Source organism: Mesorhizobium sp. M0106, from assembly GCF_040322715.1.
GTDB lineage: Bacteria > Pseudomonadota > Alphaproteobacteria > Rhizobiales > Rhizobiaceae > Mesorhizobium.
Map to the genome: position 1 here is coordinate 19922 of NZ_JAMYUA010000022.1, position 25326 is coordinate 45247.

Annotated in this window: 24 protein-coding genes and 3 pseudogenes; 6 read left to right on the top strand and 21 right to left on the bottom strand. The window is 63.2% G+C overall.

What is annotated here, in order from left to right; all coding sequences use genetic code 11:
- Positions 1-134: 134 nt before the first annotated feature.
- The 9 genes and pseudogenes from NKJ55_RS20985 to NKJ55_RS21025 form a co-directional block, all read right to left on the bottom strand.
- Positions 135-902: pseudogene (locus NKJ55_RS20985) on the bottom strand (class I SAM-dependent methyltransferase); the annotation flags it as partial.
- Positions 899-1888, bottom strand: coding sequence for a GNAT family N-acetyltransferase (locus tag NKJ55_RS20990; protein WP_352451526.1), 990 nt, complete (start codon positions 1886-1888; stop codon positions 899-901). The pseudogene NKJ55_RS20985 and the gene NKJ55_RS20990, both read right to left, overlap by 4 nt.
- Positions 1875-2960 carry a glycosyltransferase family 4 protein gene (locus NKJ55_RS20995; RefSeq protein WP_352451527.1) on the bottom strand — a complete coding sequence of 362 codons (1086 nt, stop codon included), beginning with the start codon at positions 2958-2960 and terminating at the stop codon, positions 1875-1877. Before NKJ55_RS20995 ends, NKJ55_RS20990 begins: the two co-directional genes overlap by 14 nt.
- Before the next feature lie 20 nt (positions 2961-2980).
- The gene (locus NKJ55_RS21000; RefSeq protein ID WP_352451528.1) at positions 2981-3913 is read right to left on the bottom strand and encodes a glycoside hydrolase 5 family protein; all 933 of its coding nucleotides are present in this window, start codon (positions 3911-3913) and stop codon (positions 2981-2983) included.
- Complete coding sequence (locus NKJ55_RS21005; RefSeq protein ID WP_352451529.1) at positions 3906-4667, bottom strand: TIGR04290 family methyltransferase; 762 nt, start codon at positions 4665-4667, stop codon at positions 3906-3908. The genes NKJ55_RS21000 and NKJ55_RS21005 overlap by 8 nt, the downstream gene beginning before the upstream one ends.
- 2 nt (positions 4668-4669) lie before the next feature.
- On the bottom strand, positions 4670-5470 hold the full coding sequence (locus NKJ55_RS21010; RefSeq protein ID WP_352451530.1) for a nucleotidyltransferase family protein: 801 nt from the start codon (positions 5468-5470) through the stop codon (positions 4670-4672).
- Positions 5470-6573, bottom strand: coding sequence for a CgeB family protein (locus tag NKJ55_RS21015; RefSeq protein WP_352451531.1), 1104 nt, complete (start codon positions 6571-6573; stop codon positions 5470-5472). The genes NKJ55_RS21010 and NKJ55_RS21015 overlap by 1 nt, the downstream gene beginning before the upstream one ends.
- Before the next feature lie 14 nt (positions 6574-6587).
- Positions 6588-7184 (bottom strand): histidine phosphatase family protein, encoded by a 597-nt coding sequence (locus NKJ55_RS21020; RefSeq protein WP_352451532.1) that lies wholly within the window; start codon positions 7182-7184, stop codon positions 6588-6590.
- Positions 7181-8284, bottom strand: a complete 1104-nt coding sequence (locus NKJ55_RS21025) for an inositol-3-phosphate synthase (protein ID WP_352451533.1) — start codon at positions 8282-8284, stop codon at positions 7181-7183. The genes NKJ55_RS21020 and NKJ55_RS21025 overlap by 4 nt, the downstream gene beginning before the upstream one ends.
- 239 nt (positions 8285-8523) lie before the next feature.
- On the opposite strand from NKJ55_RS21025, the gene NKJ55_RS21030 reads away from it, so the two are divergent.
- On the top strand, positions 8524-10269 hold the full coding sequence (locus tag NKJ55_RS21030; RefSeq protein ID WP_352451534.1) for a protein kinase family protein: 1746 nt from the start codon (positions 8524-8526) through the stop codon (positions 10267-10269).
- Here NKJ55_RS21030 and NKJ55_RS21035 read toward each other — a convergent pair.
- Genes NKJ55_RS21035 through NKJ55_RS21075 form a run of 9 tightly spaced genes read right to left on the bottom strand, consistent with a single transcriptional unit; the run spans position 10206 to position 19469 of the window.
- Positions 10206-10565, bottom strand: a complete 360-nt coding sequence (locus tag NKJ55_RS21035; protein ID WP_352451535.1) for a hypothetical protein — start codon at positions 10563-10565, stop codon at positions 10206-10208. The two genes, NKJ55_RS21030 and NKJ55_RS21035, sit on opposite strands and share 64 nt — an antisense overlap.
- Positions 10513-11559 (bottom strand): UDP-glucuronic acid decarboxylase family protein, encoded by a 1047-nt coding sequence (locus NKJ55_RS21040; RefSeq protein ID WP_352451536.1) that lies wholly within the window; start codon positions 11557-11559, stop codon positions 10513-10515. The genes NKJ55_RS21035 and NKJ55_RS21040 overlap by 53 nt, the downstream gene beginning before the upstream one ends.
- Before the next feature lie 23 nt (positions 11560-11582).
- Positions 11583-12692: a CgeB family protein gene (locus NKJ55_RS21045; RefSeq protein ID WP_352451537.1), complete on the bottom strand. Its 1110-nt coding sequence runs from the start codon at positions 12690-12692 to the stop codon at positions 11583-11585.
- Positions 12689-13783, bottom strand: coding sequence for a CgeB family protein (locus tag NKJ55_RS21050; RefSeq protein WP_352451538.1), 1095 nt, complete (start codon positions 13781-13783; stop codon positions 12689-12691). The genes NKJ55_RS21045 and NKJ55_RS21050 overlap by 4 nt, the downstream gene beginning before the upstream one ends.
- Positions 13780-14910 carry a CgeB family protein gene (locus NKJ55_RS21055; protein WP_352451539.1) on the bottom strand — a complete coding sequence of 377 codons (1131 nt, stop codon included), beginning with the start codon at positions 14908-14910 and terminating at the stop codon, positions 13780-13782. The genes NKJ55_RS21050 and NKJ55_RS21055 overlap by 4 nt, the downstream gene beginning before the upstream one ends.
- A 2-nt stretch (positions 14911-14912) precedes the next feature.
- Entirely contained in the window at positions 14913-16013 is a 1101-nt protein-coding gene (locus NKJ55_RS21060; protein ID WP_352451540.1) for a glycosyltransferase family 4 protein, read from the bottom strand.
- The gene (locus NKJ55_RS21065) at positions 15998-17290 is read right to left on the bottom strand and encodes a TIGR04295 family B12-binding domain-containing radical SAM protein (protein ID WP_352451541.1); all 1293 of its coding nucleotides are present in this window, start codon (positions 17288-17290) and stop codon (positions 15998-16000) included. The genes NKJ55_RS21060 and NKJ55_RS21065 overlap by 16 nt, the downstream gene beginning before the upstream one ends.
- Positions 17287-18366, bottom strand: coding sequence for an NAD-dependent epimerase/dehydratase family protein (locus tag NKJ55_RS21070; RefSeq protein WP_352451542.1), 1080 nt, complete (start codon positions 18364-18366; stop codon positions 17287-17289). The genes NKJ55_RS21065 and NKJ55_RS21070 overlap by 4 nt, the downstream gene beginning before the upstream one ends.
- Positions 18363-19469 carry an NAD-dependent epimerase/dehydratase family protein gene (locus NKJ55_RS21075; protein ID WP_352451543.1) on the bottom strand — a complete coding sequence of 369 codons (1107 nt, stop codon included), beginning with the start codon at positions 19467-19469 and terminating at the stop codon, positions 18363-18365. Before NKJ55_RS21075 ends, NKJ55_RS21070 begins: the two co-directional genes overlap by 4 nt.
- A gap of 272 nt (positions 19470-19741) precedes the next feature.
- On the opposite strand from NKJ55_RS21075, the gene NKJ55_RS21080 reads away from it, so the two are divergent.
- Positions 19742-20014 (top strand): hypothetical protein, encoded by a 273-nt coding sequence (locus NKJ55_RS21080; RefSeq protein WP_352451544.1) that lies wholly within the window; start codon positions 19742-19744, stop codon positions 20012-20014.
- A 6-nt stretch (positions 20015-20020) separates the two neighbouring features.
- Here the strand turns inward: NKJ55_RS21080 and NKJ55_RS21085 are convergent, their stop codons facing one another.
- Both NKJ55_RS21085 and nadE read right to left on the bottom strand, forming a co-directional pair.
- Positions 20021-20203, bottom strand: a complete 183-nt coding sequence (locus tag NKJ55_RS21085; protein WP_352451545.1) for a LexA family transcriptional regulator — start codon at positions 20201-20203, stop codon at positions 20021-20023.
- Positions 20204-20589: 386 nt separating this feature from the next.
- Positions 20590-21423 (bottom strand): NAD(+) synthase, encoded by an 834-nt coding sequence (gene nadE, locus NKJ55_RS21090; protein WP_023676120.1) that lies wholly within the window; start codon positions 21421-21423, stop codon positions 20590-20592.
- Positions 21424-21603: 180 nt separating this feature from the next.
- On the opposite strand from nadE, the pseudogene NKJ55_RS21095 reads away from it, so the two are divergent.
- A pseudogene (locus tag NKJ55_RS21095) lies at positions 21604-22056 on the top strand (transposase); the annotation flags it as partial.
- 147 nt (positions 22057-22203) lie between these two features.
- Here NKJ55_RS21095 and NKJ55_RS21100 read toward each other — a convergent pair.
- Positions 22204-23100 (bottom strand): LysR family transcriptional regulator, encoded by an 897-nt coding sequence (locus tag NKJ55_RS21100; protein WP_352451546.1) that lies wholly within the window; start codon positions 23098-23100, stop codon positions 22204-22206.
- Positions 23101-23428: 328 nt separating this feature from the next.
- Between NKJ55_RS21100 and NKJ55_RS21105 the strand changes: the two genes are divergently transcribed.
- The 3 genes and pseudogenes from NKJ55_RS21105 (at position 23429) to NKJ55_RS21115 (ending at position 25275) form a co-directional block, all read left to right on the top strand.
- Positions 23429-24454: an aldo/keto reductase gene (locus NKJ55_RS21105; protein ID WP_352451547.1), complete on the top strand. Its 1026-nt coding sequence runs from the start codon at positions 23429-23431 to the stop codon at positions 24452-24454.
- Positions 24455-24596: 142 nt separating this feature from the next.
- Positions 24597-24977, top strand: a pseudogene (locus tag NKJ55_RS21110) (SDR family oxidoreductase); the annotation flags it as partial.
- 91 nt (positions 24978-25068) lie between these two features.
- Positions 25069-25275, top strand: a complete 207-nt coding sequence (locus NKJ55_RS21115; protein ID WP_352451599.1) for an SDR family oxidoreductase — start codon at positions 25069-25071, stop codon at positions 25273-25275.
- Positions 25276-25326 lie beyond the last annotated feature (51 nt).

Here is a 25326-nt window from a genome sequence, read left to right on the forward strand (position 1 = left end):
AGCAGGAAGGCATCGCCGTCCCAGTGCCGGAAAGGCTTTTCGCCGTCGACGAGGACTTGCATGCCATTTGCGTTGGCGAAGTTATGGACATCGGCGCGATCCAGCGCCGGCGATCCGCGATATGAATAATTCAAAAGCACGGCCATGCCCGGCCTCTTCAGCACGCGCGCGATTTCCACGAAATGTCGCTCCGCAAGGCCGGCCAGCACCAGATAGGGAAAGCTGTCGACGGCCAGCACGCGGTCGAAGCTGGCATCGCAAAAATCGGCAAGATCGAAACCGCGCGTAGGGCGGAATTCTACATTGCCGAGCCCGGCGCATCGCCGGCGGGCGATCGAGATCATCGCTGGGGATATATCGCTGCCGACGATCCGGTGCGACAGAGCGGAGAGCGCCTGTTCGAACCGACCGATACCACAGCCGATATCCAGTATGTCGCGGTCAGTGCCGGTAAAGCCTCGCCTCTCCAGCCATGCAACGATCTCAGCCGTAGCGGCAGAGAGCTTTTCCTCATTGCCCAGCGATGACAGCTGCACGCTCGCCGCCGGGGAGATCGCCGCCGCCGCGTCAAACCCGGCCGCCAGCCGCTTGACGACCGCATCGTCGGTCTCGTCCTCGCCACGCTCGTGCCGAACGGCACCACCTGTTTTGCGCAGCGTGGCGAAGATCTCGGGCCTGCGCCGCAGCAGGTCGGCAATCCGTTGCAGTTTTGCCGTGTTTCGCGGGTCAGCCGAGTGCGTGTTTTGCGCAATCTTCGCCAATTCTGCAGCATCGATTCCTGTCTCGAAACGGAGAGCCAGCCTTGCGATGACGGCTTCGACGCCGGCACCGTCTGCCATGCAATCCTCCAGCACCCGCCTTGCTGATGTCGACCGCCGAGATTCCGGCTGGGTCGCGCTCATCGCCCTTTGCTCCGCGTCCAGATCTTGCGCATCGTCCACCGGTCTACCGCGCCCCAGCTGTACTTGTAGGCCTCTTGTCCGCGCAGAAAATCGAACTCTTCCGCGCCTTCGCAGATCGCCTGCCTTATCGCTTGGCCGATGAGCAGCGCGCCGGGACTTTCCTCGGCATAGGCCGGATCGAAGCCACCGAGATAAGCGCAAGCGCGGCCACGATGATGGAACCCGTAATAGGCGCCCACGATCGCGTTACCGATCGTGATAAGCCAGCATCGGGCAAGCACCTGTGCGACCAGCTGCGGCAGCGCCTGACGGTGGAATGCTTCCACGCGGGAATCGGACAGAACGCCGTCGCCGTGTCCGGCCCAGCGCGCGCGGTGAAGGCGGATCAGATGGTCGAGGAATGTCTGCGGATCGGACAAAGCGGGTTCGATGGAGACACTGCCGCGTCTCGACGCGGCCCTGTGGGCGCGGCGCAATTGGCGCCTCCGCCGCGCCGGAACACAGCCTTGAAGCGTCTGGTCGCCGGCGAGGGCGAGCACCGGGCAAGCGGCGTGACCGACGGCTTGGCACGATTCGAGCGCGGCATGCCTGATGGCAAGGCCGGCGCCGCCGGGAGGCAGGTCCTGCAAGATCCACTGTGTCCAGCCGACGGAAAGAACGGCGCCACCGATGACTGCGCCGACCGGTTCGGCGATCTCGGGAAGACAAAGGACATCCAGATAGTCGCTCAACGAAATGCCGAGCGGAAGCAATCGCGCGCCGGCATCGTGGCGTTCCAGATAGAGTGGCGCCAGGCCGACCAGATCGTCGCCACGCCAGATGGCGACCGTCGCTAGCTCGCCGGGAGCAAATGTCCGCCACCATGGCAGCAACCATGCGGGAGACTGGAACGGCGTCGCCGAGGAACTGCGCGACCAGAGTTCCCACCAGTGCGGCTCGAGGGCTTCGAGGTCCGCTGGATCGTCGATAATCTCACTGCGGAGCATGTCGCGCTCGCTTTGCCGTCGCGAGCTGCCCGCTGTCTGTGCCGAGCCGTGCCAGCGCCCGATAGGCGTCCATGTAGGAGGAAATCATGCGGTCGAGTGAAAAGCGCCGCCGCGCCTCGGCCCGGCAGGTCTCGGGGTCCAGGCTGGGTGCGGCAGCGATGGCTTCGGCCATCTCGTCGACATCCCCGACCAGATACCCGGTCTTGCCGTGCTCGACCACATCCGGCAGTGCGCCATTCGGGAAGGCCACCACGGGGGTGCCGCAGGCGAGCGCCTCCATGGCGACGAGCGAACTGGTTTCCGCGGCAAGGCTCGGGATGACTAGGCAGCGGGCTGTATTCAGCAGGCGCCGCTTGGCGACAAAGCCGAGCGGACCAAGGAAGCGGCGCCGGTCGTCCAGCCGGGGTTCGACCTCGTCGCGAAAATACGCTGTGTGCGTTTCATAGGGGTAGACCTTGCCACCGATGACCAGCGGCACGCTGGCCTTCTTGGCTGCGTCCAGCGCCAGATGGATGCCCTTTTCCGGGCAGACGCGGCCGAGCACGAGCGCAAAGTCGTGTTTGGCCTGCGGTTCGCTCAGCGCGTCGAAGTCCACTCCGTTGGGAATCGGCCCGATCAGCCTGGCTCCCGGCGGCGCGGTTCTTTGCTGAGCCGCCGATACCGCATGCAGCCACAGATCCTCCCGCGCCGGATTGAGAGCGTCGGCCGGATACCAGTCGAGCGGCAAATGCAGGGTCACCAATGTCGGCCCGTCGCCCGGCAGATAGGCATCGAAATCGATACCGTGCAAATGGACCACGTCGATTGGCCAGCGAGCGCGTGCGGTAGCAATTGCGGCACAATGAACACGCTGCGCCCGGCGCTTCGCCGCTTCATCGAGCACGCCCGGTTCGGCCGGCGTCTCGATGAGGACACCCGCAGCGCTCGAGCCCTGGCAGCCGATCACGATCGAGCGGTGTCCGGCCTGTACGAGCGCCTGGTCGAGCACCGACAGCACCTGCTCGGCACCACCGACCGCATCCGGCCCGACCGGGGCGAGGGGATAGGCGACGTTGAGGACGGTGAGCGTCATGGCTGGAGAGCCGAAGCTCCTCACGCTGCGGAGGCGCGCAGCCTGCCGACCGAAGGGGCAGCGATGCTGCCGGCATATCGGCGCGTCATTGCCGCGCAGAAGTCGGCGAATTCCTCCGGCACCAGCGGCGGACTGCTGTGGTGCGGCATCATTCCGCGGTGTTCCGGCGTGAAGCAGAAAGTAACCGTCACGTCGAAGTCGGCCAAAGCCTCCATCTGCCGGTCGAACCAGTCAAGTGCGTTCGGCCTGAAGCTGTCGGCCCAGGAAAGCCCGGTGCGCAGATTGGTGACGCCGAGCCGTTTCATCCAGGCAACGGCGTCGTCCAGCCGGTGATCTTCGAAATGGAACCACTGCACCAGTCCCATTGCCGGCGTGTGGTGCAGGAACTCCTCGAGCGCGGGCTTTGGCGTGCCGTCCTGGCGGAGCAGGCCCATGTAGAAATGGCGGTAGTAAGACGAGCCTTCCGCCTCGCGATGGCGCGTCGTCGCTTCCCACTCGCGCGGCAGGTCGTAGAGGCTGTACCATTGGATGCGCGGTGCGTTGCCGACCAGCAATTCCGCGGTCCGGCGCAGGCCCCAGACCTGTACCTCCTCGGCGCCGAAGGTCGACACGCCGACCTCGCTGACCCATACCGGAAGATCGGTAACAGCCGAAATCTCGCCGATCTTCTGCGGCCATTCGTGGATCTGCCAGAGGTTCCAGTCGAGCGGAAAGCCGTGCACGGCGACCGCATCGACATGATCGAGCACGCCGAACTCCCTCATCCGTGTCATGAAGCCGGCATCGATCGGCGAGATGCCGCCGAGGACTTTGGTCAAGGCGGGATTCTCCGACGCGATCGCGTCGGCGGCCAGGATTGCCGTAGTGGCGAAGCGGCTCCAGTCGGGGTCGAGCTCGGGATCCCAGTGGGATTTGTTGTTGGGCTCGTTCCAGATCATCGCGGCTTCAATCATTTATCTGTCCTTTCGACGGGTAGACGGCGCCGCCGCCGGCCGGGACGTCGGCGGTGCGGCAGAAATAGACCTCCTGCTCCGGTTGCAGCACGATCTCGAAGCCGGCGCTGCGCAGCATGGCTTCGGTGCAGGCGCGATTGGGAATCCACCAGTTGGTAGGGTCGTCGGCGTAACGATGCTCGATGAAATGCAGCTTTGGGAACTCCGGCCGGTCGAACAGGTCGTGAGTCCAGAAATGATAGTTCTGCTCGAGCGCCGGCACGTTGGTGCTGCCGCGCTGCATCGACTGGAAGATCATCAGGTCGTCCGCGACATGCTCCCGGATCAGATCGAGTGCGAGCAAGGGATGGCGCAGATGGTAGAGCACTCCCATGAACAGCACGATGTCGAACCGCTCGCCCAAGGCGCCAACGTCGTAGACCGAGAGCCGCCGGAATTCGACGTCGCAGTCCGCAACCTCGGCGGCAAAGCGCGCCTGCGCCAGGTAAGCCTCATCGAAATCGATGCCAAGCACGCGGCCGGCGCCGCGGCGTTTCATCTCGATCGAATAGAAACCCGCATTGCAGCCTATGTCGAGCACCGCCTTGCCGGAAAGATCGGCGGGGATGGCGTCCGCGAATTTGCGCCATTTGATCAGCGGATAGTTGCCAAGGAAATGGTCGGGAGCGGTTTCGATGCCGGCCAGTTCCATATTGTGGAACCATGGGCCGAGCGCATCGATACGGCGGCGGATTTCGGCATCGGAATGCAGCATGGCTAGCCTCCTTCGCCTGCGAGGACAGGGACGTGCTGGTGGCCGGGCAGCGTAATGGCGACTTGGTCGTCCTTGGTACCGGCGGCGCTTTCAAGCAGGCGAAGTGCGGTGCGGTAGCCGTTGAAGGTGCCGACGTCGACATAGGCGGTGCCAGCCTTGATGCCATAGGCATCGCCTCCGGCGGCGAGATAGGCATTGACCAGCGTGCCGATATATTCGTCGCACCGGTCCCGTTCCCGCCACAGCGCGGCGAGCTGGTGAAGGGTGCGGCCGGGCATCTTGAACGCACCCCAGATCCAGTTCGATTGGGCATTCTGCTGCTTGACCTGGATTTGCTTCACCCGGTCGTCCTGGTCGACAACGACGGCATCGAAGAACTCCGGCTGGTCCACCGGAAACAGCAGGAAGGACAGGCCGTCGTCCGGGAGGGCCAGGAAGCCGTCTTCGGGAAACCAGATCGTATCGGGCAACCCGACCAGAACGGTCTCATCGGCTGTGACGAGCGGTGCGGCACGGAAGATGGCGTCGCAAAGGCCGACCGGAGAGGGCTGCACCACAAACAGCCCAGTCGCGTCGGCATAGCCGGCAGAATAATATTCGAGGATATCCGACTTACCCGAGCCGATGACGAAGCAGATCTTGTCGGCCCCCGCGCGCACCATGCGGCGCACCAGGTATTCGCTGACCGCGCAAGGCCGCTCGGTGTTGCCGTCGATGCGGCTGCCGACCGGCAGAAGCTCCTTCGAAAAGCCGAGCGGCTGGATGCGGCTTCCCCGTCCGGCTGCGGGCACGATGCCCAACATCAAACTGCCTCCTTCAACGGCTCGCCATGCGTGGAGCCGTGCAGTGCATCGGACAGGATGCGGTCGAATTCCTTCGCGCGCCGCGCCGAGGTGTGTTCGTCCAGCACCCGCTCGCGCGCTCGGCGGCGGATAGCGTTAAGCTCGGCGTCGGACAGGTCGAGCGCGGCGACCACGTCGTCGGTGCTGTTCGCCACGACGATCTCTTCGCCGGGCCGGAAAAAGGCCTCCAGTCCCGGCCATGTGTCGCTCACCATCGCGGCACCGCAAGCGGCGGCTTCGAACAGCCGGCCGGAAGGACACCAGCCCCTTTCGGCCATCGCCTCGCGGGTCACGTTCAGGGTCAGCCGTGATGATGAAAAGAAGGCGGGGTGGTCGGCCGGCGGCAGATGCCGGACGAAGAAAATATTGTCGCTCCACGGGAATTCCTGCGGATATTGTGCGCCGCCAATGATGAAGCGGCGCTCCGGCAGGCGCGCAGCCGGACTGACCAGCAGCCTCTCGACCCCGACCTGGCGGTCTGCCGCATAGGTCCCGAGATAGGAAAGGTCGCCGGCAAACTCCGGCCTGGGCGGAGCCGGCCGGTGTCGCTCTGGATCGACATGGCCGTAGAGCGGCATGACGCGGCGTGCACCCAGCATCGACTTCAATGCGTCGATCGCGGTGCCTCCCGTGTAGCTCAGCACGAGATCGAAATCGCGAAGCCCTTCCGGCCCGAAATAGGCCGGAGGCTCACCTTGTTCGATCCGCGCCAGCGTCACCGGCGTATCCAGATCGTAGAACACCTTCAGCCCGCGACAGGCCTGGTGGGCAAGGCGCGATGCGCTCACGGCATCGGGGCAATAGGAGGTGACGATGACCACATCGGCCTCATTCATCGCCTGCTCGGCAACGCGCTGGATGTCCTCCCAATCCTGATAAAGGACGAGGTTGCCGCCATCCAATTGGTCGAGGTCGCGCGTCCCGGCATAATAGGGAGTGTTGCGTTCGAAGAAGGTGATAGACCAGCCCAGCCCGGCCATCGCCCGGATCAATCCGCGCCACAGCGTGGCGTGCCCATTGCCCCACGACGATGTCACGGTAAGACCGAAAATGACCATGCGCATCCGGCAATTCCTCGTCAGGCAGCTTCGTTGAGTCTGATCAGCTTCGACCCCCAGTCCCCCCAAACAACCGTGGTGATCGACGCTGGGTCGATATCGAAGCGAAAGCAGTTTCCCAGCGACAGGCCGAGCACCTTGCACACGGCGGCCTTGATGACGTCGGCATGGCTGACAAGTGCGACGCCCTGGTTCTGGTAGGTGCCGCGGACCTGCTCGATCAATGAGACGACGCGTTGCTGCACGTCCAGCATGGTCTCGCCGCTCGGTGTTCTCGCCTGCTGACGCCGGTCGTTCCACACCCGCCAGTCGGCATCCTGGTTCAGCTCTTCGAAGGTCTTTCCCGACCAGGTGCCGAAGTCGATCTCATCGAGTTCCTCGCGGATCACGATCTCACCGGCATTGCAGGCGAGCGCGATCGGGTTGGCAGTCTCCTGCGTGCGTTCGCGCGGGCTGCAGAAGATTGCCGCTATCGCCTCGCGTGCCATGCGGTCTGCCAGATGCGAGGCCTGTGCCTTGCCGGCTTCGCCGAGGCAAACGCCGGCCATCCGTCCGGCAAGATAACAGCCGACATTGTCGTGCGCGGCGTGGCGCACCAGAAAGAACGTCGTCGTCATTCCGCGGCATCGAGCATCGGCTCGTCCTTGCCGGCGATGAAAGAGAGCGTGCGCTGGCGGGCTTCCGCGTCGGTGAACTGCTCGGGCGGCGATTTCATGAAATAGCTGCAGGGACCGGTCAGCGCGCCCGCGATACCGCGGTCGAGCGCCAGCTTGGCGCAACGCACCGCATCGATGACGACGCCGGCCGAATTGGGCGAATCCCACACTTCCAGCTTGAGCTCGGCATTCAGCGGCACACCGCCGAAGGTCGTGCCTTCGACCCGGATATAGGCCCACTTGCGATCGGTCAGCCACGGGACATGGTCGCTCGGCCCGACGTGAATGTTGCCGGGCTCCAGGGGAACGTCGATCTGGCTGGTGACGGATTGCGTCTTTGAGATCTTCTTCGATTCCAGTCGCTCGCGCTCCAGCATGTTGAGGAAGTCGGTGTTGCCGCCGAAATTGAGCTGGTAGGTGCGATCGATACGCACGCCGCGCTCGCGGAACAGGTTGGCGAGCAGACGATGTACGATCGTCGCACCGACCTGGCTCTTGATGTCGTCGCCGATCAGCGGCAGGCCGTGCTGCTCGAAGCGGCGGCGCCACTCCGGCCGCGAGGCGATGAAGACGGGTATGCAGTTGACGAAGGCGCAGCCGGCCTCGAGCGCGCACTCGGCATAAAAGCGCGTTGCCTCCTCCGAACCGACAGGCAGATAGGACACCAGGATTTCGGCGCCGCTTTCGGCGAGGATCTTGCTGATGTTGGCGACGGGGTCGTCGGCCTCCTGAATCTCGTCGCGCAGATATTTGCCGATGCCGTCCAGTGTCGGCCCGCGTTCGACGCGAACGCCGGTAGCCGCCACATCGGCAAAGCGGAAAGTATTGTTCGGCGCGCTGTAGATCGCGTCTGCCACATCGCGTCCGACCTTGCCCTTGGCGACGTCGAAAGCGCAGACCACTTCGATGTCCTTGACATGATAGCCGCCAAGATCGGCATGCATCAGCCCGGGTATGGGCTCATTGCTCCTTGCGTCGCGGTAATAGGTGATGCCCTGAACAAGGGAGGAGGCGCAGTTGCCGACGCCGACTATTCCGATCCGAACTTTCTTCGATCCCACGAAACCGCTGCCTATGCTGTTGAAGGTAAGTTCTTCGTGCCAAACCGCCTGCCTCGCTGATTGTTCCTTGCCGGCTGCAAAAATCGTGCAACCGATGGTGGATCAAAGTAGCGCTCGCCGAGTTGTGCAGTGAGGCCAACCGGGACGGGACAATGATCGTCTATGGCGACCACAAGCGAATTGAGAGCGCGGGATATGTTCGCGGCTCAGCCTGCAAAGCGGCCGGGCACATTGCGGACATGCCAAGCGGGATCGAACGCCACGCAGCCCTGGTCGGCCTGTTCATCAAGATCTCGGAATTGGTCCAGGGCCTTGCCGATGCTGAATTCGAGGCCAACTGCATGGACAGGAATTCCCGACAGCGGATCGCGGGCGCAAATCTCCTGGTCGGCTTGGCCCGGGACGTGGGCAGATCGTGGGCGGCCGGATTCGCGATCGACGGCCCGGTCCGTGCGGACGTGCCGCGAATGCTGGCCGAACTCGATTGCGACGGCGAAATCCTCATCGACACGGCCGAGGGCTACGCCCATTACGCGCTCTATCCGGAGAGCTATTTCGTCGCCGCGCGGCAGTCGGGTCTCGATGCGAACACATGCGTAATCGGCATCCGCAGCATCGGCCTGGGGCTTGCAGCGATGGTGGCTGCAGCCATCGGCGCACCGGCACCCGTCAGCGTCCGTCCGACCGGTCATCCGTTTCGCAGGCGGCTTGCCGCCGATCCGGAACTGATCGGTAGCTGGATGACGAAGCCGTCGGCCCGCTTTGCCATCGTCGACGAAGGCCCGGGCCTGTCAGGAAGTTCGTTTCACGCCGTCGTCGCATGGCTGCAAAGGCTGGGCATCGATGCCGGGCGCATCCATCTGTTCCCCAGCCATTCGGGCGGGCCGGGTCCCGAGGCATCGGCGGACAGTCGTGAGGCATGGACGGTTTGCCAAAAACACACCGCGGATTTCGAACGGACTTTCCCCGCTGGATCCGCTGTCCCGACGTTGCGGGATTGGGTGGCCAGGACGATCGGCCGCACAGCGGCCAGCCTGACCGAAACATCCGCCGGAGAGTGGCGTCGCTTGCACTATGGCTCGCTGGATCATTGTCCACCTGTTCACCGCGGCTTCGAGCGGCGAAAGTTCCTCGCTTTTGCGGGCCGGGGAAAATGGTCGGTCAAATTCGTTGGCCTCGGCGAAATCGGAATGCAAAAGGCCGAGACCGCCAGGAAGCTGCACGATGCAGGCTTTGGCCCGGAAGTCGCCGGGCTGTGCCATGGCTTTCTCGTCGAACGCTGGATCGACGGTGCAACGCTGGACCGGGCAAGGCTTTCGAAAGAAAAAATGGTCACTCGTCTCGCGCGCTATCTGTCCTGGCGGGCAGCCAATCTGCCCGCCTCCGAACCGGGCGCCTCGCTGGAGGCGCTTGCCGACATGGCCGTGCGGAATACAAGCGAGGCTTTGGGCGAAAGCCGCGCGGCGGAGCTGCGGAACTGGTTCTCGAAACAGGCTCCACCAAAGACCATGCAGCGGGTCGAAATCGACGGGCGGCTTCATCCGTGGGAGTTCATCCTTTCGCGCGGCGGAACGCTGATCAAGACGGACGCCCTCGACCATTGTCGGTCGCACGATCTGGTCGGCTGCCAGGACATCGCCTGGGACATTGCCGGCGCCCGTGTCGAGTACAGCCTCGCCGACGCGGCGACTGCGGTACTGTGCAAAGCTGTCGAGGCGACTACGTCTCGTCCCGTCGATGCCAATCTGGTCCACTACTACGAGCCCTGCTATCTCGCCTTCCAGCTTGGCTTGTGGAGCATGGCTGAGCGATCGGGCGATGATCGGGAACAGATCCGGCTGGCGGCCGCGGCAAGACGTTACGCTGCCGCGCTGCTTCGTTTCCTGGAAAGCCAAGGCGACCTGCCGCCGCTCGACCAGGATCAGTCCAGCCGGCGCAGCATATCCGCTTCCTTTTCGAGGATGGCCGCTACCTCCTCGCGCTGAAGATGCGTCATCATCAGGCTCACACAACATTCCAGATAGGTGATGGAGGCGCGCCGCAGGAAGGCAGCCGTCTCCTTTGCGGCCATTTGTTCGATGTCTTTGGCGGATCGCTTCGGATGCACAATCGTCTCCATGCCGGTACCTTGACAGAACCAGAAGCTGGACGGGTTGTTCCCGCGACGAGAAAAAGTGACCAAATCCGAGACGACGGCGCTTTCATGCAGCGGCCAGACGCTCCCCGCCTCAGGCCGGCAGGTTTTGCAGCCGGCCTGAGGCAGAACGCACGGTGGCGGCAATTCGACGTCTTCTGTCGACCATCTGCGCCGTCTCAAGCTCGGCAAAATAGGCGATTGTGCGCATCAAACCCTGCCTGAGCGGCACTTTGGGCGACCAGCCGAGAAGCTTCCTTGCACGGGAAATGTCGGGTTGCCGACGACGAGGATCGTCTTGCGGCAGCGGCAGGAATTTCAAGTCCGATTTGGTGGCGGTCATGCCTCTCACCAGGCCCGCCAGTTGCAGGATGGTGAACTCCCCCGGATTGCCTAGATTGATCGGCTGGCGCGGGTTGGGATTGACCTCCATCAACCGGATCAAGCCGTCGACCAGATCGGAAACGTAGCAGAACGACCTGGTCTGCAGCCCGTCGCCGAATATCGTCAGCGGCCGTCTCTCGAGTGCCTGCATGATCAGATTGGAAACGATCCGTCCATCCGCAGGATCCATCCTGGGACCATAGGTGTTGAAGATGCGCGCTACACGGATATCGGCCTTTCCCATTCTCAAATAATCGAAGCACAAGGTTTCGGCGGTGCGCTTGCCTTCGTCATAGCAGGCGCGGGGGCCGATGCAGTTCACGTGGCCGACATAGTCTTCCTTCTGCGGATGCTGTTCGGGATCGCCATAAATTTCGCTGGTGGACGCCTGCAGGAACCGGGCGCCATTGCGGGCGGCGAGCTCCAGCAGATTGAGCGTTCCGATGACGCAAGTCCGCGTCGTATGGACCGGGTCGGCCTGGTAACGCGGCGGCGAGGCCGCGCACGCCATGTTGAAGATGCGATCCACCGGCTCGCCAAGCTCCAACGGTCGGCAAATGTCCTGCTTGATCAACCGAAAATCCGGACGATCGGCGATCGATGCTATGTTCTCCATACGGCCGGTAAGGAAATTGTCGACGCAGATCACGCGCCAGCCGGTCTGGAGCATTGTCTCGCAAAGATGCGAACCGAGGAAACCGGCGCCGCCGGCGACAAGCACGGTCCTGGTCCGTTGCGCCTTTCTTGATAGCTGCATCTCTATTTTCTCCCGTCTGCGGGTCATGCTGCACTCTCGACATCCAGATCGAGAGCAGAACGTGGCGATTTGGCCTGCGCCAGCAGCGAAACGAATTCGCGGGCTCTCGCGGTGCTTGTGTGGGCTGCCAGGATGAGCGCGCGCGCTTGCCTGGCCATGGCAAGCCGGGCGCTGTCGGATTCCCCAGACAGGATGCCGATCACGTCCTCGGTCCTGCGCGCCATGTGGATCGTTTGCCCCGGAAACAGGCTGTCCAGTCCCGCCCAGCTATCGCTGATGATCGCCGTGCCGCAGGCGGCTGCCTCGAAGAGGCGCACGCTGGGCGACCATCCGGCCGCGATCATGGAACTGCGCGTGACGTTCAACGTATAGCGTTGGCGGCTGTAAAAGGCGGCGTGATCTGCCGGCGGCAGGTGTTCGATGCGATCCACATTGTCCGGCCAGGCGATTTCGCGCGGATATTGCGAGCCTGCCACGACGAAGCGGCGCTCCGGCATGCGACGCGCCGGTTCGAACAGCAGGGCCTCCAGCGTCGCCTGGCGGTCGGGGCTGTAGGTGCCGAGATAGCCGAGATCCCAGCGGATTGGATCACCGGTTCCGTGATGCCGTTCCGGGTCGACGGAGCAGTAGAGCGGCTCGGCCCGCCTCGCGCCGAATTCCGCCGTCAGACGGGCAAGCGTCGGCCCGCCGGTGAAGGAGAAGTAGACGTCGAAATACGGGACCTGCCGCCTGGCAATGTACTCGCAATCATCGGTCGAAAGCTTTGCCAGCGTGATCGGCGTGTCGATGTCGTAGAAGCAGAACTGACCCGTGCATAGCGATGCCACGACGTCGATGATTTCAGGGCCTTCGGGAACGAAGGAGCCGACGACCACGATATCGGCATCGCGCAAGCAGCGAGCAAAATTGCGGCGAAGATCATCGATCGTTTCATAGTAGCGCAAGGCGCAGAAATCGGGATCGCGCAGATCCCGGTGACTTGCGTACCACGGCACGTCGCGTTCGAGAAAGGTGACGCGGTGACCGAGTTCGTGGAAACCTTTAAGCAGCCCCCGAAAGGTGGTGGCGTGGCCGTTTCCCCAGGATGAGGAGAGCGACAGGCCAAGAAAGACGATGTCGAGCGGCTTTGTCATTCGGCCGCCTCCACGGTCGGACGCTCGAAATGGCGCCTGAAGATAGCGTCGGCTAAAACGGCACGTGTCGTATAGGTATGTTCGCCAAGCACGCGCCGAAGCGCCGATGTCCCGATCGCCTTAGCCCGTTCGGCACTAAGGCTTTGCATGATCTCGGCGACGTCCTCGCCATCGCGCGCGACCAGGATTTCCTCGCCGGGTTTCAGGAACAGGTCGACGCCGAGCCAGGCGTCGGTGATGAGGCATGCGCCGGCGCCCGCCGCCTCAAAAACGCGCGTCGCAGGTGAAAAGCCATTGGCCGCCATGCTGTCGCGGCTGATGTTCAGCACCGCCTTGGCCGTGACGTTCAATGCATTGTGGTCGCGCGTGCCGACATGGCCGAGCCATCGGACATTGGCGGGCATCTGCTTGTCGCCCCAGCCCGATCCGCCGAGCAGGAAGCGCTGATCGGCGGAGCGGCCGGCCGGGTCGAGGAAGAAGGCCTCGACGCGCGCCTCGCGGTCCGGCAGCCGGTTGCCGAGAAAGGCGAGATCACAGGCAAAGCGCATGTCCTTGCCGACCGGATGATGCGTTTCCGGATCGAGCGCGTTGTAGATCGGCACGCATTCGGCCGCCCCCATTGCCCGATAGGCCCAGACCACCGGGTCGCCGCCGCCATAGGTCAGCACGAGGTCGATTTCCTGCAGCGCGCGATGCAGCGGATGGTCGGGCTCGTCGCGCAACTGGCCAAGCGTCGCCGGCGCATCGACATCCCAGAATACGGTGAGCGCACCGGCACGGGCGTGATCGAGCACCGCCCGCAACAGGGCGTCGTCGGCGAAACCGACGCCGCTCGCCTTGACGACGATATCTGCCTCCGCCGCCCGCGCCGCCACCTGCATCAGCGCCTGTGGGGTCGCCTCATAGACGACGACGGCACACCAGTCCGGCGCCTCGATGTCGCGGTTCTTCTGGCGATCGTAGACATCGGGCTCATAGAAGGTGATGTCATAGCTGAGCCTGGCCAGAGCCTTGAGCAGCCCGCGGTAATAGGTGGCCGCGCCGTTCCAGTAGGACGACAGCAGGCTTGACCCGTAAAATGCAATCTTCATTCGGCGGCCTCCGTTGCAAGGATCGTGTCCGCGGCTTGGCGGCGCCCACATTCGGCGAGCACGCCGAACAATTGATCCGCCCGGTGCCGGCATGTGTGCCGCAAGCGGATGGTCTCGAGGCCCGATGTCGCCAGAGAAGCGGCGAGATCCGCGTCGTGCAGCACGGCGCGAAGATGACGCCGCATCTCGGAACCGTTGTTTGCAAACAGAAAATCTACGCCGGGCCTGAACAGGCGTTCGACATCGGACCACGGCGCCGAAACGAGCGGGATGCCGCAGGCGAGCGCCTCGAACATGCGGATGGTCGGGATGCCGGGCAGGCTTTCGCGGTATGGACGCCTGGGGATGTGCACTGTGATGCGGTTTGCTGCAAACGCCTTCGGCACGTCGGCGTTGGCGATCCAACCTTCGTAGTGCAGGCCGGCGGCCGCAAGGTCGGCGAGCGCTTGCCGTGGATAGCGAACGCCGTGGACAGTGCCGCTCAATCCTAGCTCACGCACCGGCTCGACCAGGAATTCCCCGATTTCGGCGCTGCGCTCGTCGTCGCCCCAATTGCCGATCCAGATCAGGTCGGCGCTGCGCTCGATTTCAGGATGGGGCTGGAACAGATGATCATCGGCTGCCTCGTGCCAGGTAAAGACCCGCTTGCCCCATCCGGCGCGAAGATAGCTTTCCCGCAGCGCCTCGCCGAAGGCGAGCACGCCGTCGTAATGTTCAAGCTGCAAGGCAGAAATCGCTTGCGTGGCCGAGATGGCGCGATGGTGCGTGTCGTGGAACAGCAGCGTGAAACGGCCGCCAGTTGCTTTCGCCTTGCCCAGCCGCGCAACAAGGTCCGGCTCGGTCCACTCATGCACGATCACCACATCGGCATCGGATATCCAGGCTTCGTGGTCGAAAGCGGCATCGTAGGTCACCGGCATCAACTCAGGGAAATCCTTCCGGAATCGCTCGATCGCGAAGGACCCTTTCTCGGCTACCAGGTTCGACCGGCTCCAACCGTCGGCGGGTTCCAGCGCGATCGCCTGGTGCCCGCGCGCGACCAGCTCGCGCATGATGCCGCGCAGGAAATGTGCGTTGCCGTGGTTCCAGTCGGAAACGATCGAATGGGTGTAGAATAAAAATCGCATAATCAATTATCCGCCATGGTGGCCAGGGCCGCCTTGTCGTAGACGCCGCGCATGGCGGTCGCCTGCCTTGCCAGTGAAAATCTGCGGCTTCGGCGCGCCGCCGCCTCACCGAGCTCTCGCCGGCGCTGCGCGTCAATGCAAAGGCCATTGATGCAGCTGGCGAGATCACTCGGATCGCGCACATCGTAGAACAGGGCCGCGCCGTCCCACAGTTCCCGGTAGGTCGCGATATCGGCAAGCACCAAGGGCGTTGCCGACATTGCGGCTTCCAGCGTGGCCAGGCCGAACGGTTCGTAGAGCGACGGCGATACGAAGATACCGGCCCGAGCCATCAGCGAGCGCACTTCCTCATGTGGCACCGGCCCGAGGGGAACGGCGCCACTGAAGCCAACATGCTGGCCGTCCGGCCCTTGCTGCGAGCCGGCGACGAAGACCGGCCATTGCGTCAGGGAGGCGGCCTGGTCCAGCACCGTTGCATTCTTTCCTTCGTCCCACCAACGCGCGGCGGCGAAAACGACCGATTCCCGCCTTTCGCTCTTCGCGCCGGGCCGTGCGCCGTTGCCGACGACGCTCAGGCGCGCGATCGGCCCGTAGCAGGTTTCGAGCATGTCGGCATGGCTGCGGCTGGGCGCAACGACCATGCCTGCTTTGTCGAAACCGCGCCGGTTGCGGTCCTTCTGCCAAGCCCATTCGCCGTCCGCCGCCTGTCCCTTGACGGCGTGGAACCATGTCACCACGCAGGAATGCGACACCGCCACGACGGGGCAGGGCACGTCGAGCCCCGCGGCCTGCGTCGGCGCGTTGAGATGGACGACGTCGATAGCGTAGTCACGTAGGAGTGGGTGCAGCTCCTGCTGCAGGGTGTCGAGGTCGTGCTCGTTGCGGGTCATCCAGTCGGGCGGCGTGTTGAGCCAGGTCAGCGCCGCGAATGACTGGGCCTCCTCCGCCTGCTGCCTGGACGGTTCCGGACCAAGCCCGGCAAGCACGACGCTGTCGCCGCCGGCGACCAATTGCCTGGCCAGATCGAGCGCATAGCGCCAGACGCCACCGACGGCATCGACGGTCATCAGTATGCGACGCGGCGGGCTCAGCGTCCGCAACATGTGGCCTCCAATTCAGCCAGCGGACGCGGACGCTTCTCCTGGATGTCGCTGAACGTTCGGAAGGATGCGAGGTAATGTTCATGCGCGCGCTCCCAGGCGAGATCGTCCGGCTCGCCCCAAAGTTCGCGGTAGCTCGGCGAACTCGGATAAGGATAGAGCGGCACCGGTTCGTTGGCCCAAACGCCGTTGTCGATCAGGTGCTTCCGCCAATAATCGACGAGCGCGGGATCGTCCTCGACCACGCCGATCAGATTGGCCTGCACGAACGGCACGTGGCGCCTTGCGTCGACCAGCAGCGCGGCCAGCTCCTCGGTGCCCAAACGGCAGCGTTTTGCCAGCATGGCGCGGCCTTCCACAGTCAGGCTTTCGAGGCCCGCCTCGATCGAGACGCAGCCGGCGGCACCGAGCAGCTTCAGCAATTCCGGCTTCCAGAGGTCGATACGGGTCTGCACGCCGAACTTCACATCACGATCGACCAGCGCTTCCAGCAATGCCTTTTGCGGCAGGAAGATCTCGTCGATGAAGTAGATGTAACCGACACCCTGTGCGATCAGCCGGTCGATCTCGGCGATCACTGCTTCGTGGTTCCGGCGGCGATAGGCGTCGCGGAAATCGATCTTGGCGCAGAAGCTGCAATTATACGGGCAACCGCGTGACGCCTCGACCTCCGCGCCAAAACCGACCTGGTTGTCGTCGAAGCGATGATGGTGGTGCGAATGCGCGGCAATCCAGTCCGATGGCCATTCGAGCGGCGGGTGATCGATGAACGAGCTCGCATGCACGCCGCCGTTCGAGACCAGTTCTCCATCCTCGAAATGGGCCGTGGACGGCACCGCAGTCCAGTCGTCGCGTCGGGCAAGTTCCGCGACCACTTCCTCGCATTCGCCGCGCACGACGATGTCGACGCCAAGCTTGCGCAAAGTCGGCGTCGGCGTCGCCGAGCCATGCGGCCCGACGGCGACGGTGCGACCGCCGCGCCCGGCAAGATGGTTGAGGAAATCGGCCGGCACGCGCAACTCGGGCGGTGCGCAGCGCCAGAACAGGTAGGTCGGCGCGGTGCTGACGACGGTCATGCCAGGCTCGAATGCGGCGACGCGATCGGCGAGCGCGGCGTTGTCGAGCTTCTGGATCTGCCCGTCCAGCATCAGCACCTCGTGGCCGGCGGCTTCGAGCAGCGCTTTCGAATAGCCGAGTTCGAGCGGCAGATGCGGTTGGCGGCAGCCGAAATAGATGCTGTCCTGGTACGTCCAGGACGGATTGACCAGGGCGACCTTCATGCCACGTACCTCGCCGGTTCGGGATGCGGGTCGAGGCGATGACGCTGCAGCCAGTCGGCGAGGTCGCGGATGCCGTTTTGCCACGGGACGTGCGCTTTCCATCCCAGCGCCGCCTCGATCGCGCGTGTGTCGGCGACGAAGAACGGTTGGTCGCCGGTGCGTTCGCGGTCGTAACGGATCGGAACGTCACGTTTCGTTATGTCGCGAATCTCCTTCAGCAGCATGCGCAGGCTGACGGCGTTTTGTGGTCCGCCGCCGAGATTGAATGCCTGGCCGCTGATTTCCTCGATCCGGTCGAGCACGGCGCGATAGGCCGCGACCGCATCGGCAACGTGGAGGATGTCGCGCACCTGCTTGCCGTCGCCATAGATGGTGATCGGCCGGTCGGAGAAGGCGCTAAGCAGGAAGTGGGCGACCCAGCCCTGATCCTCCGTCCCGAACTGGCGCGGTCCATAGATGCAGCTCATGCGCAGCACCGCCGTCGGCAGGTCGTATGACTTGGCGTAGTCGAGGACATACTGGTCCGCCGCGCCCTTGGAGCAGCCATAGGGCGTGCAGAAATCGAGGCCGCGCGTCTCGTCGATGCCGTGCGCATGGATGGCCGCGTCGCGAGGCGCGTATCTGCCGTCCTCTTCGCCCATGGCGAGGTCGGCGAGGCGGCCATAGACCTTGTTGGTGCTGGCGAAAACGACGGGGATGCGCTTGCCGCCGCGGCGAGCGGCTTCCAGGACGTTGAACGTTCCGCGCAGGTTAACGTCGAAATCCTCGTCCGGCCGAACCAGGCTCGTGGTGACGGCGGTCTGCGCGGCAAAGTGGAAAACCGCCTTCGAACGCGCCACCAGCGGCGCGAGCGCCTCTGCGTCGCGGATATCGGCGATTTCGATGGTCAGGCGGCTGCCGTGCTTTTGCGTCAGCCATTCCAGGTTCTGTTCGACGCCGGGACGGCTCAGGTTGTCGATGACCAGCACCGGTTCGCCATCCGACAACAGGCTGTCGGCGAGGTTGGAGCCGATGAAGCCGCTGCCGCCGATAATGGCGATGGGCATTTCGCGAAAATCGGGTGACTCCGGTCTCATGATACCAGCCCTCGCGCTTCGAGTTCCCGCTTCATCTCGGCACTGCGATCGATGGCGACCGTGTTGCGCACCCAGGCGACGAAATCGCCGAGTGAATGCTCCAGCCGGTACTGCGGCTGGAAGCCGAGCAGTTCGCGCGCCTTGGAGATGTCGGCAAAGCAATTGCGGATATCGCCGGAGCGTGCCTTGCCGAGGATTTCCGGCTGGCGGCCAGGCACGCCCATCGCTTCGGCGAGCAGCCGGGCGACATCGCTGACCGCGTAGGCTCGCCCGCTGCCGATGTTGATGACGTGGCCGCGTGCCTGCGGCTGTTCCAGCGCCAGCCGGAAGGCGCGGGCGACGTCGCGTACATGCACGAAATCGCGCTGCTGTTCGCCGTCCTCGAAGATCAGCGGCCGCTGGCCGTTGGCGATGCGCGAGGCGAAGTTCGCGAGGACGCCGGTATACGGGTTCGAGAGCGCCTGTCCGGCGCCGAAGACATTGAACAGGCGCAGCGCCACCGCATCGACCCCATAGGCTTCGCCGAAGATCAGTACGGCGCGTTCCTGGGCGTATTTCGTCAGCGCGTAAATTGAGGCGAGATCGACCGGTTTCTGTTCGTCGGTGGGCAGCGGCGACAGGACTTCACCTTCCGGGGACAGGGGATTCCATTGGCCGCTGCGGATGTCGTCCGGCTGCCGTCTTGCATTGTCGATGCGCCGGCCGTCCGGCGTCGCATAGAGACCCTCGCCATAGACGCTCATCGACGAAGCAACGACGATCCGTTCGATCGGGCGTTTGATTAGCGATTCCAGCAACGTGGCGGTGCCCAGATCGTTGGCGCCGACATAGCGGGCGATCTCGTACATGGACTGGCCGACGCCCACTTCAGCCGCCAGGTGAATGATCGCGTCGACATCGTCGACCGCCTCTGCGATGGCGTCGCGATCGCGAACGTCGCCTTTGATCAGCTTGGCGCCTGGCGGCAGGCTGATTGCCTCGCCACCATGCACCTGGTCCAGCAGCGCATCGAGAATTGAAACCCCATAGCCATGTTCAACGAGTTCCTGGGCGACGTGGCGGCCGATAAAACCGCAGCCTCCCGTGACCAGTATACGTTTCACGACAACTCCTCATACGAATGGCTTTGCCGCCCCAAACTTCCGGGCGAAAGGTTTGTTCCCTTGCTTCAACAAAGTTCCCGGAACGCTGCGCTCCGAAAGCGACCCCGCCTTCGGCTGGGCACGGGAACATCGAAGCGCGCTTGGTGTTAGGAGCCATAATCAACCAACCGCGCGCACATGCCGGGCAACAATGCATCTGCTGGTTGTGTGAGGGCAGACCGGAGCAACGCGTGAGATCTCGCGGCCTGCGGTGGAATCGAAGGGAGATTGCGATGTCTGAATCCAGGACGACCACCGATCACGACGAAATCCGCCGTTGGGCCGAGGACCGCGACGGGCGACCGGCGGTGGTGCGCACCAAGGGCGAGGGAGGCATACTGCGCATCGACTTCGGCGAGCCTGAAGAGACGTTCGAGCCCGTTGAATGGGACGAGTTCTTCAGGATCTTCGATGAGAACGAACTGGCCTTCCTCTACCAGGATGAGACCAGCGGCGGAAAGACCAGCCGCTTCAACAAATTCGTCGAGCGCAGCCGGAAAGGCTAACATCGTCTAGTACCCCTGCACAGAGGATTCGACGGGTTCGATGGGTTGTAGCCTGGGTAGGATATCGGGTTTGACGAGCAGTTCAATGCTGCGCGCGAGGCCCGGTTGCCTGCGGATCAATCCGGCCCGCTCGAGGGTGAGCACCATCTGATGGACGGAAGGCGCGGTGACGCTGAAGAAGCGCTGCATGTCGCGTTGGCCGCAGAACTATTCGAGACGACGGAAGCGATCGAGCGCGTCCTTGTCATAAGGGATGCCTCCCAACTCTCGGGGTGCGCCGAGGCTAGACTTCGCCTGGAAAAGGCGACGACGCGCATCATCGACTATGGCGGCGGCGACCTCACGCAAGAACCCTTTCACGTGAGGATCGTGCTTGCAGATGGCGTCGCCGCCTACGTCGGATCGGCCAACCTGCTCAGGCGCTCGAAGGCAGCAAACCCGAGTGCGGAATGTTATCGAGGGTCCGGCTGTTCATGCCGTCAAAGTGCTCATCGATGCGGTTGCCAACATGGGCGGAGGCAATCTCCACCAGGTGCTGACCACGAAACGGTATCATGGAACTATTGCCAATGCCGTCATGGCGAGAGTGTTAGCGCAATCGCTGTCACCGGAAGCGCGCGCTTATGTGCCGTGCTGGAATGCACATGAAGAATCCGCGTCCGCGCGGCCTCGTCGATTTCCTTGCCTTCGAGGAAATCGTCGATCTGTTCATACGTGACGCCATGGGCATCTTCGTCAGGACGAAGCGGGACAAGGTTCTCCAGGTCGGCGGTCGGGATCTTGTCGACGAGTTCGGGCGGAGCGCCCAGATGCGCGGCCAAGGCTCGCACCCTGCGTTTGTTTAGCCCCGAAAGAGGAAGGATATCGGCGGCGCCGTCGCCGAACTTGGTGAAGAAGCCCATCAGTGCCTCGGCCGCATGGTCGGTGCCGATGACCAGTCCTCGGCTGGCGCCGGCGAGCGCGAACTGGGCAATCATGCGCTGACGCGCCTTGATGTTGCCAAGCAAGAAATCCTCGCGGCCTGCGTCGCCGAACTCGACACCAGCCCGCTTGATCGAATCTAGCATTGCGTCGGCAGCCGGCTTTATGTCGACCCGATGCACTTCGTCCGCCCCTATGGTGTCCAAAGCCCGCTGGGCGTCGCTCTCGTCGGCCTGGTTGCCATACGGGAGCCGAACGGCCAGGAATTTGGCGTCGTATCCAGCCGTTCGCAGTTCCTCAACGGCCCGTTGAGCCAGAAGGGCCGCGGCAAGTGAATCCACCCCGCCGCTGATCCCCAGCACATAGGTGCTGAGCCCTGATGCACGCAGATACGTGCCGAGAAAGTCGATACGCCGGCGTGCCTCCAGCGCGACGTCAACACTGGGAGCGACACCCAACGCGTTGATAATCATTTCCTGTTCGGTCATTGGCAGTGGGTGGTCCTGATATCACAGCAATGACGGGTTCGATGGCTTGTAGCCTGGGTAAGATATCGGGTTTGACGAGCAGTTCAATGCTTTGCGCGAGGCTGGGTTGCCTGCGGATCAATCCAGCGCGCTCAAGAGCGAGCACCATCTGATGGACGGAAGGTGCGGTGACGCCGAAGAAGCGCTGCATGTCGCGTGCGGCCGGCGCGCGAGGCCCGTTGGACACTGGATCTGCTGGCCGATGCGTTCGTCAAGCTGACCGAGCACGAACAGCTGTCGCGCGAGACGGTGCGCCGGCGCCTGGCCGAGAACGATCTCAAGCCGTGGCGCAAGGACATGTGGCGCATTCCAAAGGTTGACGCGGAGTATGTCGCGCGCATGGAGGATGTGCTCGACCTCTATGCCGAGGCACCGGACCCGAAGCGGCCGGTGGTGTGCTTCGACGAAAGCTCGACCCAACTCATCGGCGAGGTGCGTCAGCCAATCCCGGCCGCGCCGGGAAGGCTGGAGCGCTACGACTGCGAGTACAAACGCAACCGCACCGCAAACCTGTTCGTCTTCCTCGACTCGCATCGTAAGCGCTGTTTGCCTCGCACCTTGACCAAGACGCCGTTGTGCCGTTTCGAAGACTGCCGCTGTGACGGAGATGGCAACAATGCGCCAACAGCGGACGTTGTTGGATTGCGATCCGCAGCACCAAGGTGACGAAGGCCGTCAATATTCTTCGCGTTGACAGCGGTTCTGTGGGAAGCGAAAGCTGCGTCCAATAGGAAGCTCGCGCTACCTCTTCTCCAGGCCTTTGAGATGTTCGATGAAGGCCCGCAGTTTGGGGTGAACTTGAGACCGCTGCGGGTAGTAGAGGTACACACCCGAGCTTGTCCCGGTGAAGTGGTCCAGAACGACTTCGAGCTTGCCGCTCGTCACCTTGTCGCTGATCGCTTCTTCAGGGCTGTAAACGACCCCTAAGCCGTCGACGGCCGCATCGATCGCCAGCAGAACATCATTGAGGATCAGCGGCCCCTTTACCTGAACCTCAAATTCCTTGCCGTCGCTCTCGAACTCCCACCGATCGTACACACGATTGCCAGCTCCCGCGCAGATGCAAGGATGGGCCAACAGGTCTTTTGGATGTTCAGGGTGCCCATGCTTGTCAAGGTAGGCCGGTGCAGCAGCCACAACCCATCGGACGGGACCGAAGAGTTTGAGCGCCACGACATCTTTGGCAAGGATGTCTGACACCCGTATTCCTGCATCAAACCCGCGCTCGAATATGTTGGTGGCCGCGTTCTCGAAGAAGATCTCAACCGTCACATCCGGGTACTTTTCGATAAAGGTCGCGATCAGCGGCCTAAGGAAGTTCGGATAGACGGTCTGCGGGACATTCAAGCGCAGACGACCGGCAGGCTTGTCCGCTGCGCTTCCCGCGTCCTTCATAGCGGAAAGGATCGCATCCAGCGCCGGTCCCGCCTGTTGCAGGAATTTCTCCCCGGCTTCGGTCAAGCTCGTAGCTCGTGTCGTTCTTGTAAGCAGGGTGACGCCCAGGCGAGTTTCGAGGTGTCTGATCATCTTGCTTATCGCAGGCGGCGAAACCCTGAGTGCTTCTGCCGCCGCCGTGAAGTTCCGCTTCTCGGCGACAAGCGCAAACGCCACAAGCCCATCAAGCTGATCCTTGTCCATTATGAACCTCTGGTTAATGTCGCATCAACCCGAATGCCATTTTTTGAAAGGAACGGCCATCGTATTCTGCGCTCACTCACGAAGACACAGCCGCAAACGCTGATGTGTTTCGGAGGTTGATCAAACCCAGTGGAGGTGCAGCACCATGAAGAACTATGCAGACGATTTCGAAACAGGCGCTCCCGAGATGCCAAGCCGCCGTAAATTGTTCGCCGCTGGGCTAGGCATCGCCGCAGCGTCACTGCTGCCTCTTTCCGAGTCGAGAGCTCAAACGGCAACATCGGGTGCCGCAGCCACAGGTGCAAGGTCATCGAACCTTCAGCGTCGCATGCTCGGCTCGCTGGAAGTCTCTGCCATGGGGATGGGCTGCCAAAACTTTGCCGGGATGTACAGCCCGCCGACGAACAGGCAGGAGGCCGTGCGGATCATCCGGGCGGCGCATGACCGGGGCGTGACCTTTTTCGACGTCGCTGAAGTCTATGGACCCTTCCTGGGCGAGGATATTGTTGGCGAGGCGCTTTCGCCGATCCGCTACCAGGTGATCATCGCGACCAAGTTCGGCTTCGACATCACGCCCGAAGGCCAGGTCACAGGCCTCAACAGCCGCCCTGACAATATCAAGCGGGTGACCGAGCAACAGCTTCGCCGCTTGAAGAGGGACTACATTGATCTTCAATACCAACACCGTGTCGATCCGACCGTGCCCGTCGAAGACGTGGCCGGAGCGGTGCAGGAATTGATCCGTGAAGGCAAGGTCCGCCACTTCGGCTTGTCCGCTGCAGGCGAAGCGACCATCCGCCGCGCCCACAAAGTGCAGCCAGTCACGGCGGTGCAGAATGAATACTCTGTCTGGACCCGCGATCCGGAGGTGGAGGTTCTGGCGACCTGCGAGGAGCTTGGCATCGGGTTCGTGCCATGGAGCCCGCTCGGCATGGGATACCTGACCGGTACAGTCACCCCCATGTTCGTGCATGGCCCTGCCGACCTACGGGCCAACCTGCCGCGCTTCACGCCTGAAGCCCGCCGCGCCAACTGGCCGGTGGTCGAACTGCTACAGCGCGTAGGCGCACGTCATCAGGCTGCGCCCGGCCAGGTCGCCCTTGCCTGGTTGCTCGCCCGCAAGCCGTGGATCGTGCCCATTCCCGGCCCGATAACGGAGGACCAGATGGACCAGAACATGGACGCGCTGCAGGTCCAGTTGAGTGCGGCCGATGTCAAGGAGATCGATGACGGCTTTGCCCGGATCACGGTCCAGGGCGCGCGTCTGAGCCCACCAATGCTCGCGATGATCGATACCGGCGCAAAACTTGGAACGAGTTCCAAGGGCGGAACCGGCATGTCACCGGTCAGGTGACCAACCCACAAGAACCGACGGGCTGAAGTCTAGCCGGGTACCTGCGGCGCTTCTTGTCCGAGGCGCTGCCACCTCTGTGGTCCTCGCTCCGGTCTTTCCGGATCGGTAGGGCCAGCCAGAGAGCACAACGAAGGAGACTACCATGAATAACAACAATCGGGTCGCTGTAATCACTGGTGCATCCTCCGGAATCGGTGAGGCGCTGGCACGTGAGCTTCTTTCAGAAGGATATCGCGTAGCCCTTCTAGGGCGGCGCCTCGAGCGTGTCGCGGCACTCGCAGACGAACTCGGCGAAGGCGCTATCGCGATCCAGGCTGACGTGACCGACCGGGACTCCATCGCTGGAGCCGCCGCGCGCGTCCAGGAGTTCGGCGGCGCCGATGTTCTAGTCAACAACGCAGGCGTGATGCTCACAGCGCCGTTTGGATCGGGCAAGCGATCCGAGCATCGGCAGATGGTCGAAACCAATCTCCTGGGTGCCATGACTGTGACTGAGGTTTTCCTTGACCAACTCCGCGCCAAGAAGGGAGATCTGGTGAACATCTCTTCTGTGGCAGGTCGCGTAGCTCCAGCCGGGTTCGCCGCTTCGCGTCGAACTCCAGCCAGACATCCGCGTGATAGTCATCGAGCCTGGTGCGGTGGCGACAGAATTATCCGACCGCATCACACACGAGGAAAGCAAAAAGTCTGCTCAGGACTACCGCGACAACGTTGCAATTCCGGCTCAGGACATCGCCGAAATCATAGCCTTTGCTCTCAGCCGGCCGAAGCGGACGTCCCTCAACGAGATCCTGGTCCGCCCGACCGTGCAGGCGATGTGAACAACTGTCTTACAGCCCCATGCGCCGCAAGATCGGTGAAGGGCTGACAAC